The sequence below is a fragment of the Sphingobacterium sp. ML3W genome, assembly GCF_029542085.1.
Taxonomy (GTDB): domain Bacteria; phylum Bacteroidota; class Bacteroidia; order Sphingobacteriales; family Sphingobacteriaceae; genus Sphingobacterium.
Genome location: NZ_CP107036.1, coordinates 6,190,981 through 6,204,368, shown reverse-complemented (window position 1 = coordinate 6,204,368; position 13,388 = coordinate 6,190,981). Strand labels below are relative to the sequence as shown.

General features: G+C 37.2%; 16 protein-coding genes and 1 pseudogene. 12 read left to right on the top strand and 5 right to left on the bottom strand.

The window, feature by feature from the left end:
• Positions 1 to 97 precede the first annotated feature (97 nt).
• The 3 genes from OGI71_RS25645 to OGI71_RS25635 form a co-directional block, all read right to left on the bottom strand.
• A complete protein-coding gene (locus tag OGI71_RS25645) occupies positions 98 to 319 on the bottom strand; it encodes a methyltransferase type 11 (RefSeq protein WP_259187117.1) in 222 nt (73 codons plus the stop codon).
• A gap of 475 nt (positions 320 to 794) precedes the next feature.
• A complete protein-coding gene (locus OGI71_RS25640; RefSeq protein ID WP_282252981.1) occupies positions 795 to 1,457 on the bottom strand; it encodes a hypothetical protein in 663 nt (220 codons plus the stop codon).
• Positions 1,458 to 1,719: 262 nt separating this feature from the next.
• Positions 1,720 to 2,313 carry an HD domain-containing protein gene (locus tag OGI71_RS25635; protein ID WP_282252979.1) on the bottom strand — a complete coding sequence of 198 codons (594 nt, stop codon included), beginning with the start codon at positions 2,311 to 2,313 and terminating at the stop codon, positions 1,720 to 1,722.
• Positions 2,314 to 2,499: 186 nt separating this feature from the next.
• Between OGI71_RS25635 and OGI71_RS25630 the strand changes: the two genes are divergently transcribed.
• The 11 genes and pseudogenes from OGI71_RS25630 to msrB all read left to right on the top strand — a co-directional run bounded on the left by OGI71_RS25630 (position 2,500) and on the right by msrB (position 10,485).
• Positions 2,500 to 3,522: an LLM class flavin-dependent oxidoreductase gene (locus OGI71_RS25630; protein WP_282252977.1), complete on the top strand. Its 1,023-nt coding sequence runs from the start codon at positions 2,500 to 2,502 to the stop codon at positions 3,520 to 3,522.
• A 12-nt stretch (positions 3,523 to 3,534) separates the two neighbouring features.
• Complete coding sequence (locus OGI71_RS25625) at positions 3,535 to 4,620, top strand: NAD(P)-binding domain-containing protein (RefSeq protein WP_282252975.1); 1,086 nt, start codon at positions 3,535 to 3,537, stop codon at positions 4,618 to 4,620.
• A 38-nt stretch (positions 4,621 to 4,658) separates the two neighbouring features.
• Positions 4,659 to 5,156, top strand: a complete 498-nt coding sequence (locus OGI71_RS25620; RefSeq protein WP_282252973.1) for an anthrone oxygenase family protein — start codon at positions 4,659 to 4,661, stop codon at positions 5,154 to 5,156.
• Between the two features lie 348 nt (positions 5,157 to 5,504).
• The gene (locus tag OGI71_RS25615; RefSeq protein ID WP_282252972.1) at positions 5,505 to 6,008 is read left to right on the top strand and encodes a hypothetical protein; all 504 of its coding nucleotides are present in this window, start codon (positions 5,505 to 5,507) and stop codon (positions 6,006 to 6,008) included.
• Between the two features lie 48 nt (positions 6,009 to 6,056).
• On the top strand, positions 6,057 to 6,236 hold the full coding sequence (locus OGI71_RS25610; RefSeq protein ID WP_282252971.1) for a hypothetical protein: 180 nt from the start codon (positions 6,057 to 6,059) through the stop codon (positions 6,234 to 6,236).
• Positions 6,237 to 6,395: 159 nt separating this feature from the next.
• Entirely contained in the window at positions 6,396 to 7,478 is a 1,083-nt protein-coding gene (locus tag OGI71_RS25605) for a hypothetical protein (RefSeq protein ID WP_282252970.1), read from the top strand.
• A gap of 549 nt (positions 7,479 to 8,027) precedes the next feature.
• Entirely contained in the window at positions 8,028 to 8,579 is a 552-nt protein-coding gene (locus tag OGI71_RS25600) for a sigma-70 family RNA polymerase sigma factor (RefSeq protein WP_282252969.1), read from the top strand.
• An 11-nt stretch (positions 8,580 to 8,590) separates the two neighbouring features.
• Positions 8,591 to 8,860 (top strand): hypothetical protein, encoded by a 270-nt coding sequence (locus tag OGI71_RS25595; protein ID WP_282252968.1) that lies wholly within the window; start codon positions 8,591 to 8,593, stop codon positions 8,858 to 8,860.
• Between the two features lie 77 nt (positions 8,861 to 8,937).
• A complete protein-coding gene (locus OGI71_RS25590) occupies positions 8,938 to 9,384 on the top strand; it encodes a DUF417 family protein (protein WP_282252967.1) in 447 nt (148 codons plus the stop codon).
• 6 nt (positions 9,385 to 9,390) lie between these two features.
• Positions 9,391 to 9,960, top strand: a pseudogene (gene msrA / locus OGI71_RS25585) (peptide-methionine (S)-S-oxide reductase MsrA); the annotation flags it as partial.
• A 90-nt stretch (positions 9,961 to 10,050) separates the two neighbouring features.
• Positions 10,051 to 10,485 carry a peptide-methionine (R)-S-oxide reductase MsrB gene (msrB, locus tag OGI71_RS25580; protein WP_348774951.1) on the top strand — a complete coding sequence of 145 codons (435 nt, stop codon included), beginning with the start codon at positions 10,051 to 10,053 and terminating at the stop codon, positions 10,483 to 10,485.
• A gap of 358 nt (positions 10,486 to 10,843) precedes the next feature.
• Here msrB and OGI71_RS25575 read toward each other — a convergent pair whose 3' ends face one another.
• Complete coding sequence (locus tag OGI71_RS25575; RefSeq protein WP_282252966.1) at positions 10,844 to 11,077, bottom strand: hypothetical protein; 234 nt, start codon at positions 11,075 to 11,077, stop codon at positions 10,844 to 10,846.
• Between the two features lie 506 nt (positions 11,078 to 11,583).
• Positions 11,584 to 12,390: a LexA family transcriptional regulator gene (locus tag OGI71_RS25570; protein WP_282252965.1), complete on the bottom strand. Its 807-nt coding sequence runs from the start codon at positions 12,388 to 12,390 to the stop codon at positions 11,584 to 11,586.
• A gap of 360 nt (positions 12,391 to 12,750) precedes the next feature.
• Here OGI71_RS25570 and OGI71_RS25565 point away from each other — a divergent pair, with 360 nt between their 5' ends.
• Complete coding sequence (locus tag OGI71_RS25565; RefSeq protein ID WP_282252964.1) at positions 12,751 to 13,374, top strand: hypothetical protein; 624 nt, start codon at positions 12,751 to 12,753, stop codon at positions 13,372 to 13,374.
• Positions 13,375 to 13,388: the final 14 nt, after the last annotated feature.

Below are 13,388 nucleotides of genomic sequence, written 5' to 3'. Positions count from 1 at the left end.
AAGTAAGTGTAATAATTAACAAAAAAAACATTTTTTATTATTCTGTACCGAGCCCCATTTCATTTATAGCTGATTCCACTATCGTGGACGCTCATCGTTATTCTATACGTTCACATTGGTAGCCCCAATCAAGCATCTGTTTGACAATCCCACTTATCTCAATATCCGATTGTGAAGATTCAATCCTCAAAATTCGCTCTTCGTCGTCAAGATCAAAGTTAACTTTATAGGAGGAAAACAGCTGTAGAAGCGTCACAACGATTTGTTGCGCTTCCCTATATTTATTGACATTCGTTTTAAATATCTCAACCCTTTTCATTGCATTAGATCTCACTTAAATTTATAAAAATTTAGTTTTCCTTTCTAGACTTGAAGCATAAAATACCCCATCGCCTACCCCTTTAGACCATATCACTGCTTATCGATTGATAAGCGTTGTAAATCGGTCAGTTCCCTTTTGTCAGATGTACCTACTGAATCTGTAGGATAGACTTGTAGAGCAACAGTGAACACTTCATTATGTTTTTTTGTCTCGATATTCGAAAACAAAGCTAAAACCATAAAAAACAACAAAATGATCAACGCATTAAAGAAATGTACCATACCTATAGCAGTTAAATTATGATGGCCCAATTTCCCAAATATGGAGCTCTTATCCCATATATTTTCGGTAAAAAGCGGATTTCGGTCGGTAAACAATCTCTTTTTTCCTTTTAATACACATTAAGCATTAAAACAAAAAAGCCACATTTGACAAAATGTGGCTCAGTTAGTATATTGATTTAAATGGCTTCTTAAGAAAACTGTTCTGTAAGTATACGTGGATTTTCAGGAACAATCGCTACCACACAAAACTGCCTGTCATTATCTTCGATCTTTTGCTGGGCATCTTTTGGCAAATTGCCTAAAGCAAATTGTCGTCTCCAAACCGCTACCCCATCTGTAAATGCCAACGGAAGTTTCTTCGCAAATTCTCCAGGTTTTACAAAATCTATCTTGAAAAGATCCAGAATTTCCTTATCTATCTTGTCATTGGTATTCGTTGGAATAGCAAAAATCTTTTCAGCGATTTTATTAATAAAGGAGCTGTCATGTCTCGTCTCTCCAGTACTATAGATACAGTAGTAGATATTTTGCGCATCATTCCCGTAGACTTTCTTTGCGAGACATACAGGCGCCGTCTTAGTCTCTTCATAAAGCTTTTTATGTGCAGAGCGATTAATAACTGCTACCAAAATAAAGCAGACAACCACAATGGCGGACAAGATACTAATGACACCTATACCAATGGTTTCGACCAGTCCTTCAAAAATAGCAAATGCGAGAAAACAGAGTAATCCTATACCAATAATCAAAGGTGCATAGACAAGCCTGTTCTTCCCAAAGGCAGAACTTTTCACATACTTATCAATAATTGTACGGTCGTGCTCAAATTTGCCAAATTGTATCGTGTCCATATACTGGTTTTAGATTTTATATAATACTTATCTAATTGCAAAATAAATGTATATAAAATAATCCTTAACGTAATCTCAGGTTTACAATTCGTCAGTGTTGATTTAATATTCGTTTGAATACGGAAAGGAACCGTCGACTATTGAAAATACTTTTTGTCAAGTAAAGTTGTGCTACTGAATTAAATGGTGATTGCAAAAATATACCAAGACTTTAAGATAAATAAGCCCTATTGTCAATGGGTAGATTTCCGCAGTTATAAAATCAACTTTTCTTCAAAATTCCCTTTTTTACACCATCATCAATTAAACTTTCGGCATATTCCCATAATACGCCCGAACCATCTTTGATCACACTCTTTTTTGCGTACACCTTATTATAGTTTACACCAGGTTCATTCCAGGTTCCCCCATTATTGGAACTATTCTGCAACAGTGGTTCCAATCGGTCCATTGCTTTCGCAAACCGTGCTTCGCGAGTCTCCCCAGCCTCAAACTCCTCCCAGATCGAAATGAGGTCATCTGCCTGCTGCTCCGGCAGGATTCCAAATATTCGTTTGGCGGCTAATCGTTCTTCCTCAGTATTACAATGTGCATTTTCGTTATCATAGATAAAGATATCGCCAGCATCAATTTCCACAATGTCATGTATCAATACCATCTTAACAACCTTCAGAAGGTCAATAGACTCGTCAGCATGCTCAGCTAAAACAATAGCCATCAGCGCCAAATGCCAGCTGTGTTCAGCATCATTCTCACAACGATCGCTATTAAAAAGCTTAGTCCTTCGCTGGATGTATTTCAACTTATCAATCTCCTTGATAAAATCAATCTGTTTCAACAATTTTTCGGGCGCCATAATCAATATATTATCGTACAAGCAATACACAAAGTTAGGGCTTTTATACTCTTCCCCAATTGCCAAATGGCAATTAGAGAACAACTATTCTAATTGTTATTTTATTGACATCTATAGGACAAACCAAGGGGCACAGGTCAGCATAGATTTATTAAATTTGATAAACATCAAATCTCTTCCCAACGAATGAAGAAAATAGGATTTTTATCTTTTGGACATTGGTCCAAACACCCTGCTTATAGCACCCAAACAGCAAGTGACACATTACTTCAGTCAATAGATTTAGCTGTTGCAGCAGAAGAAATAGGCATAGACGGAGCTTATTTTCGTGTACATCATTTTGCCAATCAGTTAGCATCTCCCTTTCCGTTATTGTCCGCCATTGGGGCGAAGACCAATACGATTGAAATAGGTACAGGAGTAATTGATATGCGCTATGAAAATCCACTTTATATGGTGGAAGATGCTGGAGCAGCCGATTTAATTTCGGAAGGCCGATTGCAATTGGGGATCAGTAGAGGATCGCCTGAACAGGTAATAGACGGATGGCGTTATTTTGGTTATGAGCTCGCTGAAGGTGAAACCGACGCTGATATGGGACGTAGAAAAGCGCTAGAATTTCTGGAAAAACTCAAAGGAGCAGGTTTTGCTGAACCAAACCCCTATCCGATGTTTCCGAACCCTCCTGGTTTACTTAGGTTAGAACCGCACGCTGAAGGGTTGCGTGACCGCATCTGGTGGGGGGCAGCATCAAATGCAACAGCGGTATGGGCGGCCCAAAACAAGATGCACTTACAGAGTTCGACATTAAAGTACGATGAAAATGGGAAGCCTTTTCATATACAACAGGCTGAACAAATACGTCTATATAAACAAACCTGGAAAGAAGCTGGACATCCGGGAGAGCCCAGGGTTTCTGTCAGTCGATCAATTTTTGCATTGGTTGATGATTTAGATAGGTATTATTTTGGACAAGAAGCAGACCGGACTGACAAGATAGGCTTCATTGAAGCAGACAAACGTGCTATTTTTGGCCGTAGTTATGCAGCGGAACCTGATCAACTCGTCAAGGAGTTGGCTCAGGACGAGGCTATCCAAGAAGCTGATACCGTTCTTTTGACTATTCCGAACACTTTGGGTGTAGATTACAATATTCATGTACTTTCGGCTATCTTGGAGCATGTTGCGCCTGAGTTAGGCTGGCGCTAGATATCCTAATTGATGATAAACAATATTCGTTACAAAACCAAAATTGCGATAATCGGTGCAGGACAAGCCGGGCTTTCTTCTGCTTATCATTTAAAGAAATTGGGATTGGAGATTAATCGGGACTTCATTATTTTGGATGAAGCCCCTGCTCCTGGTGGTGCTTGGCAATTTCGCTGGTCTTCGCTCACACTAAGTACAGTTAACAAAATCCATGACCTACCGGGTATGTCATTTGAAGAAACATTGACAAACAATGAGACCGAGGTGCAGGCGAATATAGCTGTTCCGCATTATTTCGATCTCTATGAAAAAAGGTATGGACTAGAAGTTTATCGACCACTTAAAGTTGATAAGGTATCCTCGCATGGACAACGTTTTCATATAGATACTACTGAAACTTTGTTTTCCGCAGCGGGCATTATTAACGCCACGGGTACCTGGGGGAATCCTTATATTCCTTTCTACCCAGGGGCATCACTATTTCAAGGAGAGCAGCTTCATACAAAAGATTTCAAAACAGCGGACTATTTCAGAAACAAGCACGTTATTATAGTCGGTGGCGGAATATCTGCCATCCAATTGTTGGATCAGATTTCGGAAGTGACTACAACAACATGGGTCACACGACGTCCCCCACTATTTCGTGAAGGTCCTTTTGATGATATGGCTGGTCACAATGCGGTTGCTATGGTGGAGGAGCGTGTGCGGCAAGGGTTACCACCGCTATCAGTTGTATCCGTTACTGGCCTGCCTTATTCACCAGAAATCCGGGCGATGGAAAAACGAGGGGCACTCACACGACTTCCCATGTTTAGTGAGATCACTGAAACTGGTGTGAAATGGGAAGATGGCAGGGAAGAAAAAGCAGATATTATCCTTTGGAATACGGGTTTCAAAAGTGCATTGGAACATTTAGATGCTGTGCTACCTAGGGAAGAAAATGGAGGCATCTTAATGGATGGAAGACTGGCCACAATGGTCGCCAAAGAACCCCGAATTCATCTGGTCGGTTACGGCCCTTCCGCCTCCACAATCGGAGCCAACCGTGCAGGAAGCGCAGCAGCAAGGGAGCTCGTAAAAACATTAAGCCTCTTGTAATGTTATCTAGGTCAAGATTAAAAATAAACTTACCACCAATGAAACTACAAGAAATCACTTTAGCTTCTGCTGTGATAACATCAGCATTAATATCCGGGCTCTTTTTTGCCTATACGTTTTCCGTCAATCTGGGGCTTCACAAACTGGATGACAGGGGTTATTTGATGGCAATGCAAAATATCAACCGAGAAATTTTAAATCCGATATTTTATTCCTGTTTTTTAGGAGCACCGTTATTGTTAATTGCTTCATCTGTGATGTATTTCGATTTATCTTCTCCAAAGTTCTATTTGATCGCAGTTGCATGTGCAAGTTATATTATCGGTGTATTTATTATTACAGCTGCAAAGAATGTTCCACTAAACAATCAATTGGATACATTAGATATTACAGATGCAACGTCAGATGCTTTACATCGAATGCGTCTCCTTATCGAGGAACCTTGGGTATTCTGGAATAATCTGCGAACTACGTTCTCCTTCATAACCTTAGTCTGTTTAATTATCAGTCTTATATTTTTCAAATCCAAAGATTAACGACACACCAAAAAGGCATATGTCCTTCCATATTATTCCAAGCTACGTTGTAATTCCTTGAAAGAGCTGCCTGATGAGGTAGCCCTTTTTCCATCTCAGCTTTCTAAACCGGCCCTTTTTTATACATAAATACCCATACACCATCTCCCCTAATAAAAGTACTGATGTAGCGGACAACGAATCATGTAAAAGACGAAAAAAGCAGAAGAGCATACGGATTTAAATTCATTGTCAACGGATTTAAATCCTGCGATAAAGCATAACAGATTCTATTGTATTTTTATAAAAAAATAAAGAAGAAAAGATTCGGATGAAATCATCTTGAGTATAAACTAATAAAAAGATCCAATGAAAACACAAAACATAATCCCCGCCCTACTATTGTCCGCCATAGGCTTAATGTCCTTATCATCATGTAATGGAACATCAGTAGATACTATTAAAGCAATGGAATCCAACTATGACAATCAGAATAAAACCATCGAATTAACCGGTGAATTTGATGCTCCCTCCTTTACCTTTTCATCAGGCAAATCGAAGACCATGGCGATGAATTTTGTTGTAAAACCTCATGCAATCAGTTCTGAGAAATTTACAGCATTCAGTGTCATATTACCTGTTGGGACAGAAAAAAACAGCGTTCTATTTGAACTCCCCGCAGATCAAAAAAACTATACACTAAAAAATTTCCATGTCATTGATAAAAATGGGGAGAAGATCAATCTCGACACGCATACCACATTTAAAATGACGGGCACCGTACATTACAGTGAATTGGAAAAACCTGAAGATGAACAGGACAAAAACAATTTCAACTATAAAATAACTGACGTAACCTTTGAAAAGGACTAAAAAATCATCTTATAAACCCGATCAAACTCGTTAATAAAAACTAAAAACATGATCAATATTCAACTCGGAAACAGCTTCTCTTTTGGATGGGTCATTATTGGATTTGCCCTTATCATGGCACTGGGGATTTACATCGCCTATAGAAAACAACAGGCAATTAAAATAAAATATATTATTGCCGTTATCATTATGTTAGTTGTAGGCATAAAATGGCTTTTTGAAAAATAAAAGTCTTCTTCTACAATAGCTGTTTTTTGGATATAAAAAACGAAAGAGTGCGTAGGTACACAACAGAACCTTAATACTTGAATAAATTTATTTTTGTAAATTCAAGTATTAAGGTTCGAATCAATCGTCATCGATGCCATTGTTAAACGTAAATTTATCATGAAATTTATTTTCACTTGTGTTCTCTTTTCCATACAACTACTTGTATCTGCTCAAGACCGACCCCAAATTATTCCGTTCAAATTTGACGATAAATTGGGTTTAATGGATGTATCCACGGCAGAACGTATATATCCGGAAGCTCTAGTGGATGGCCCGAACAGATATTATGTCATTGGAGATTTCTGTAGTTATATCATCCCGAAAAATGAAAAGGAAGATGCTGTTGTTGATGCCCACTCAGGGCAGGAACAGTTTTCTGGGCATTTTGATAGTGCATGTGGCCGTTTGAAAATCAACAAAGACAGTTATTATCACTTTGAAGTGGATGGAAACTCAGCTCTCTTAAAGCCTGGAAGTCCTCTTATACAGCTAACAACTCGATACCAAAAAATTGAACCAAATCATGACGCTTGGGACAACGCAAGCTTGGATGGCAAGCAATATATCTGGGCGCTAAAAACGGATGAAACCTACGATGTTTTAAGTGCCGACAACAACTTTACTCACATAAATTCCTTACCGAATTTTGAAAGTTTTGATCTCGTATACCGAATAAATGAAGATGCCCCCATAACCTTGGTTGGCTTTGTTTTGGGCAACAAAAATGCGATCCAACGTACTTTCGGTCAAAAATATGGTATTCCAGAATCTAGCCAAATGGTCGAAGTCTATGATATACATTTTAAAAAATTAGGCAATACAGCTTACCAGAATGTAGCAATCAAAAAACTATTCAATCATGAAATTGAACTACGGGGTAGTATGATGCCTCCACCAAACCTAGAAAACCAGATAATCACCCCTCAAGATAAAACAATTATACTGAACGAGGAATTTAGCTTAATACCGGCAAAAGATGATCAGACACAATTGGTACTTGTCGATACGCGGCAAGCAAACGCTCCTGTCTTAGGAAATGACCACTTCGACTACAGGTATATCAGTACACATCAAGGTCTAAAAGCACTTTTACAAATAAGACATGCGGAAACCGGAACTTTTTTTTACTTCGATTTTAACGGGCTTTATTTTCCAAAAGGGGTTCCTTTAATCCCCAAGAATTACAGAAAATGGAACTAAAGAAACAAAGAAAGATTTCAATAGAAAATAGACAGAATACGATCTCAAAAAACAGTTTTTAACAGATGATTATTTTGGTTTTAGTATTAAGCGCAATGTTGGCGACAGTAGCTTTTCTAGTCACCGAGAAAAATGCAGGCTCATCACTTTCTGGATACAACACACTTTCACCAACAGAAAAGCAGCAATTTGATTAAAGGCTTTTATCCCATATTTCAGAAAATTTCATGTATCACTGGCGGTTTCATATTTGCTGATTTCCCTCTTCCTTCTCTCCGCTATCAGTTCACATTGGCTGAAGATCTTTAGTATAGCTTATCCTTTACTTGCTTATATATTTTTTATTTGGAAAGCGAACAGCTTCTTCATAAAAAGGAATAAAAAACAGTATATCCTTTCAATTACTGTCATTTGCTCTCTTTTCATTGTGCTTTTAGTGATTATGGTTCAATTTCTAGGGAGCTGATCCTTTGATAGCAGTAATCAATTCTGATTAGATAGGAAGTATCAAAAAACTATTTCTAATTTTATAGGGTTATAATTGACTACATGGACAAGCGCTCAGAACATATACAACAATGGATTGATACCTATAGTGATACACTTCTCAATAGCGCTCTTTTTTTGCTTTCTGACCGACAAGATGCGGAAGATATAGTCCAAAATGTATTTATATCTGCATTCGAATCATACCATTCTTTTCAGGGGCGGAGCAGTGTAAAGACTTGGTTAATGGCTATTCTCAAAAATAAAGTCGCTGAGTTTTACCGTAAAAAGTACCGACATACAGGAAATATTCCACTAGATCATTATTTTGATAGAGAAGGATCATGGAAGCATGATGATATTCTACAAGACTGGAATGAAAAAGACGACAACCTCCTTGACAACAGCGATTTTAATAGCGTAATGGCTGAGTGTCTGGACAAATTACCCTTAAAATGGCTTATCCCAGTAAAGCTCTATTATTTAGAAGAAAAAAAAGTGGCTAGCGTTTGTCAGGAAACTGGCGTTACGACAACTAATTTATGGAAAATCCTCCAACGAAGTCGTATGCAGCTTCGGGAGTGCCTGGAATTTAATTGGTTTAATATCTCATGATTTCGTAAGCAATGATAAAACGACTCATTCATATATTGGTAATGCCCTGCAAACAAGCAACACTGCTTATCGAACAGCAAAATGCTGGTGAGATTCCATTTGTCCAAAAAATACGCTTAAGGGTACATCTTACAATCTGTAAGTGGTGCAGTGCCTATAACCGCAAAGTACATGCAATGGAAAGTATGATGAAAAATATATTCACACAAGATTCTCCTGAAAAATTCAGTAAAAATGAACTAGAGCTCTTTAAAGATAAATTAAAAGACAAGTTAAAATAAAAAGATTTTTTTGTCAGGATTTTGATGTGTATACTACTAAAAGGGAAACAGTGAGTACAAATTAAAATTTTAGAAAAATGCATCTCATAACGCAAACAAAAAATTCCTCCCCATCGCAATGGGGCTTTTACATTTCCACATTTGGCATAGTCTCCATTCTTCTTTGGCTCGGAATTTTCAAATTCACCCCAACTGAAGCGGTGGCCATAAAGCCATTGATAGCGAATCACCCACTCTCTTCCTGGTTATACAAACTATGGAGTGAACAAATGGTGTCCAATATTGTTGGTATTGTTGAAATAGCTGTTGCTATACTTCTTTTGCTGAGTTTAAAATTTAAGCAATTGAGACGATACACCGGAATTGGGGTATGTATTATTTTTATGATGACTTTAAGTTATCTTTTTACAACACCAAATATGTTCAAACATGTGGACGGAATTCCTGTGACGGACTTCTTTATCCTCAAGGATATACTATTTCTTGGATTTGGAATCAATTTATTGCAATCCGCTAAAAAATAAAAGATCATGAAAATTATATGGACCATCACTATACTTGCCTTTATAGGCTTGGCAATAGTCAAAATAGGCTTTTCACAAGGAGAAGAAAAAGCATCAGCTCCAGAAAAGAACTCACCTCACAACAGTCAAACTAACGAAATCTACTTTGCAGGGGGCTGCTTTTGGGGGACAGAACATTACTTCAAACAAATAAGAGGTGTAATAGCTACCGAAGTTGGGTATGCGAATGGGAATCTTGCCAAACCGACCTATGAACAGGTCTCAACGGGCAATACGGGGTTTGTAGAAGCCGTGAAAGTCGATTATGATCCTACTGTAGTTGATTTGAAATTGTTGATCGGCTTATACTTTAAAACAATTGACCCGACAAGCATGGATAAACAAGGTAATGATATCGGCACACAATATCGGACAGGGATTTACTTTACAAAGAAAGAGGATGAAAAAACGATCCGGGAAGAGATTGGACAGCTTGCAAAGAACTACAGTTCAAAGCTTGTTGTAGAAATTGGCCCTCTACGGAATTTCTATACTGCTGAAAATTATCATCAAAATTATTTAGAGAAAAATCCTCAGGGTTACTGCCATATTCCTGCTGACCTATTTAAGAAAGCGCGACAGGCAAATCCTAAACCTGCTAAATACAATAAAGTGGACAAAAAAACACTGAAAAAGGAGCTGACTCCATTACAATATGATGTTACTCAAAACAATGCTACTGAAAGGGCTTTTGACAATGCTTATTGGAATGAATTTCGGGAAGGTATTTATGTTGACGTTACCACTGGCGAGCCCCTGTTTATTTCTACCGATAAGTTTGAATCCGATTGCGGATGGCCAAGCTTTTCTAAACCGATCAATGATCGCCTGGTTGCCGAAAAAAGCGATAGGTCTTTTGGGATGAATAGAACTGAAGTGAGAAGCAAAACAGGTGACGCTCATTTAGGTCATGTTTTTAATGATGGCCCAACTGAACAAGGCGGACTACGTTATTGTATCAACAGTGCTTCACTACGCTTTATCCCAAAAGATCAAATGAAAGCGGAAGGTTATGAGAAGTTTATTGCTCTGTTACAAACCAAAAACGACAAAACTAAGTAGCACAACATCTCATATCAGACTATTAATAAGTTTAATTACTGGCAGGATAAAATTTTATTAGTCCGTTCGCAGGGTTCCAGACAAGAATCTACAAAGATTATATAGCATATGGGCTCGTCCCCCTATTTTTCGCCAATTTTGTTTGCATCTCTCGATAAGCATTTTTCAATTGTTCAATTCTTGGAAGGTTCGCTTTTGCTATTTGGAGAGCTTATTTTATATTCATTTAAACACAAAAAGCCAGGTTCTTCAACCTGGCCTTAAAAATAAACATATGATGGATTAGTAAATGGCAACCCCTATGAACAGTCTATCTCCACGGTACGATCCCAGATCTATACTTGAAATTAGATTAAGTTCAAAATACCCTAATAAATTTACCTTCCAAGGCTCCCTCAGAAACATGGAGGATATCTTCGACCACTATTGTTGCAGAATCTTTGTTAAACTCCTCCAGAAATCCCCACAAATCATTTACTTTTATCGGAACAAAATACTGATTCGTATCTTCCACAGTATTCTCAGACTTAAGTATATTATAGCCTTTACATTTTAAGTCTTGAAGGATATCATTCGTCAATGGGACATTCATCTCTCTAAAGTTTCTATTTCTCGTATGCTCTACACACGCCGTATTTAACCACTTAGATTTATAGAAATTGAAAGCAATGAACATGTAAGAATAATGAGCAACCAATATCCTTTATATATGGTTGTTTGTCATAGCATATATTATATATACTGTTCGACGCTAAGACGCCATACATTAAACATGTTCATCTGCTTTCAATTCATATTCAAATATAGTAAATAAAACTAATTTAATTAGTTTTATTTACTATATTTTTTAGCTAAAAGACTAACAAGCTGTGAACCATAAGGTTTATATTTTCCGGACATAAAGAATCTCTTTATCATTCCAAACAGCGCTAGGACGAGAAAGCGGTGATACAAAAGGGCATATACAAGAGCTATATGCAGGAGCAACAGGAATCTTGTTTCCCAAATAAAAGCGGGTTCTATTTGGGAAACAAGGTTTGATTATGGTTGATCATTTCAAAGATCTCTAATGGAAGATGGAATTTAACTCCCCCATATTTATAGTGATCGACTGATATCAACAACATTAAAGATCTGATCTACATCATCCAAACTGACTTCAAAATCTGGATAAATAGCTTTGTCCGTGTTGAGTGAACGTAATGTAAGGATTCCATTGGCGACATCATGATGAGCAATTTCCTTAATAATCACCCCTTCATATCGATGTACAACAACCCAATACCTATATTTATGGGTATGAAATTTTGACTGCCACAATTCTCGTTTAATCAAACGTCCAGTAACAATATCACCATCAAGGACGCTGGCATCAGTTCCATCGGTCATACTATCACCACTAACTTCAAAAGAACGGTAAGCTCCTTTGTGAAATTCATTCACGGTAATAAAATGTGCAGGTAAATCATCCATGTACTCAGCGTCCGAAAAACCAGAAAGATAACCTGCTTTTGCCTTCTCGGTTACGAGCTTCGTTTGCATCAAATAGCGTCCAGGAGACACCTCAAAGAATATATTGTTCTTATTCTCGTCAATAAATTTGACATCACTGGAAAAATATCCAATAGATTTTCCGTTTCCTACATTGACCATGGAAACAGTATCAGGCTGAATGATTGCACCGGACTGATTTCGTTCTCCTTTTCCATAAAGCAGCCAATCGTATTGAACTTGGGGAAAAGCATTTTGAATACGGGTTTTCATGGTGAGACCGATCGGATATTCACCCTTCTTTATACGCGAATACACCTGTTCACGCACCCCCAATAAGCCTGCAAATTCCCGATTGGTAATTCCCATCTCCAAGCGTAAAATCTCAAAATTATTATCTGGATAAGTTTCCATGTTTTTATAGGGTATTTAACAAATGTTACACTAATTCATAACAATCTGACACTAAGTTACACAAGATATTAAACCTAAACAAATAAATAAATAAAATAAACACATTAATACCTCATTATCAATATATTATAATTAAACAAATAAGTTTAACAATTTTTACTAAAGACAAATTATTCAACATATTTTACATTAAACCCCTTGAATGATTAACAAATTTGTTTAACTTTGTTTAACAAACATTGTTGATACTTAGCGCTTGCAGTCGGAAAATCATTAGAAGAAAAAGAACCCGTCAATGACTCTGAGTAACTGGTAACGAGAGGACAGAGCAAAAAATATACACTTTAAAAGAACATAAAAATGGAACGCTTCATCACAACAAATTCGCAGCTAGACAGATCAACTGGATTGAATCATGAGCATATCAGAAAATATGGTATTATTTCAAAAGAAACACAAAGTATGGAATTGATGACCGTGCTAATGCAACCAAAAAATTTAACAACAAATACAAGTCAACGAAATGATAAGACCAATTCCCAACGTATGAACACTTTATATTATTCTTTCATTATGAGTTTCTTAAAAGAGAACCATCCCGAAATTTTGAGATCAATTGACAAAATATACGAACCCGATCTTTCCAAGATCAGTCAGGTCATCGACTGTTATTGTGAATTTATGGGGATACCCTCGCAACAGATTATGGGTGAGTACATCAACTACAAAGATATCCAGCATCGTTACAAGGCAATCGCCGTTGTCTTGCGTATTTTTCAGCCCGAAAAACTGGATAACCTAAAGACTAAAGTAAAAAGCACGATATACAAGGAACTAGGTCCATATTTAAAGATAAATAGCGATACCTTACAAAAATCCATCATCTGCGCGTGTAACCAATTTGACATGTATAACGACTTTAAGAAAGATATCAAGCAAGCAACAAATTATTATTTCATTAATAAACGTTTCAATGATAAATAAGATTGGTTTCCCAA

Bases quoted from the DNA above. Each gene is read 5' to 3' on its own strand.
- OGI71_RS25645 (WP_259187117.1), bottom strand. From the start codon at position 319: ATGAAAAGGGTTGAGATATTTAAAACGAATGTCAATAAATATAGGGAA.
- OGI71_RS25640 (WP_282252981.1), bottom strand. From the start codon at position 1,457: ATGGACACGATACAATTTGGCAAATTTGAGCACGACCGTACAATTATT.
- OGI71_RS25635 (WP_282252979.1), bottom strand. From the start codon at position 2,313: ATGGCGCCCGAAAAATTGTTGAAACAGATTGATTTTATCAAGGAGATT.
- OGI71_RS25630 (WP_282252977.1), top strand. From the start codon at position 2,500: ATGAAGAAAATAGGATTTTTATCTTTTGGACATTGGTCCAAACACCCT.
- OGI71_RS25625 (WP_282252975.1), top strand. From the start codon at position 3,535: ATGATAAACAATATTCGTTACAAAACCAAAATTGCGATAATCGGTGCA.
- OGI71_RS25620 (WP_282252973.1), top strand. From the start codon at position 4,659: ATGAAACTACAAGAAATCACTTTAGCTTCTGCTGTGATAACATCAGCA.
- OGI71_RS25615 (WP_282252972.1), top strand. From the start codon at position 5,505: ATGAAAACACAAAACATAATCCCCGCCCTACTATTGTCCGCCATAGGC.
- OGI71_RS25610 (WP_282252971.1), top strand. From the start codon at position 6,057: ATGATCAATATTCAACTCGGAAACAGCTTCTCTTTTGGATGGGTCATT.
- OGI71_RS25605 (WP_282252970.1), top strand. From the start codon at position 6,396: ATGAAATTTATTTTCACTTGTGTTCTCTTTTCCATACAACTACTTGTA.
- OGI71_RS25600 (WP_282252969.1), top strand. From the start codon at position 8,028: ATGGACAAGCGCTCAGAACATATACAACAATGGATTGATACCTATAGT.
- OGI71_RS25595 (WP_282252968.1), top strand. From the start codon at position 8,591: ATGATAAAACGACTCATTCATATATTGGTAATGCCCTGCAAACAAGCA.
- OGI71_RS25590 (WP_282252967.1), top strand. From the start codon at position 8,938: ATGCATCTCATAACGCAAACAAAAAATTCCTCCCCATCGCAATGGGGC.
- OGI71_RS25575 (WP_282252966.1), bottom strand. From the start codon at position 11,077: ATGAATGTCCCATTGACGAATGATATCCTTCAAGACTTAAAATGTAAA.
- OGI71_RS25570 (WP_282252965.1), bottom strand. From the start codon at position 12,390: ATGGAAACTTATCCAGATAATAATTTTGAGATTTTACGCTTGGAGATG.
- OGI71_RS25565 (WP_282252964.1), top strand. From the start codon at position 12,751: ATGGAACGCTTCATCACAACAAATTCGCAGCTAGACAGATCAACTGGA.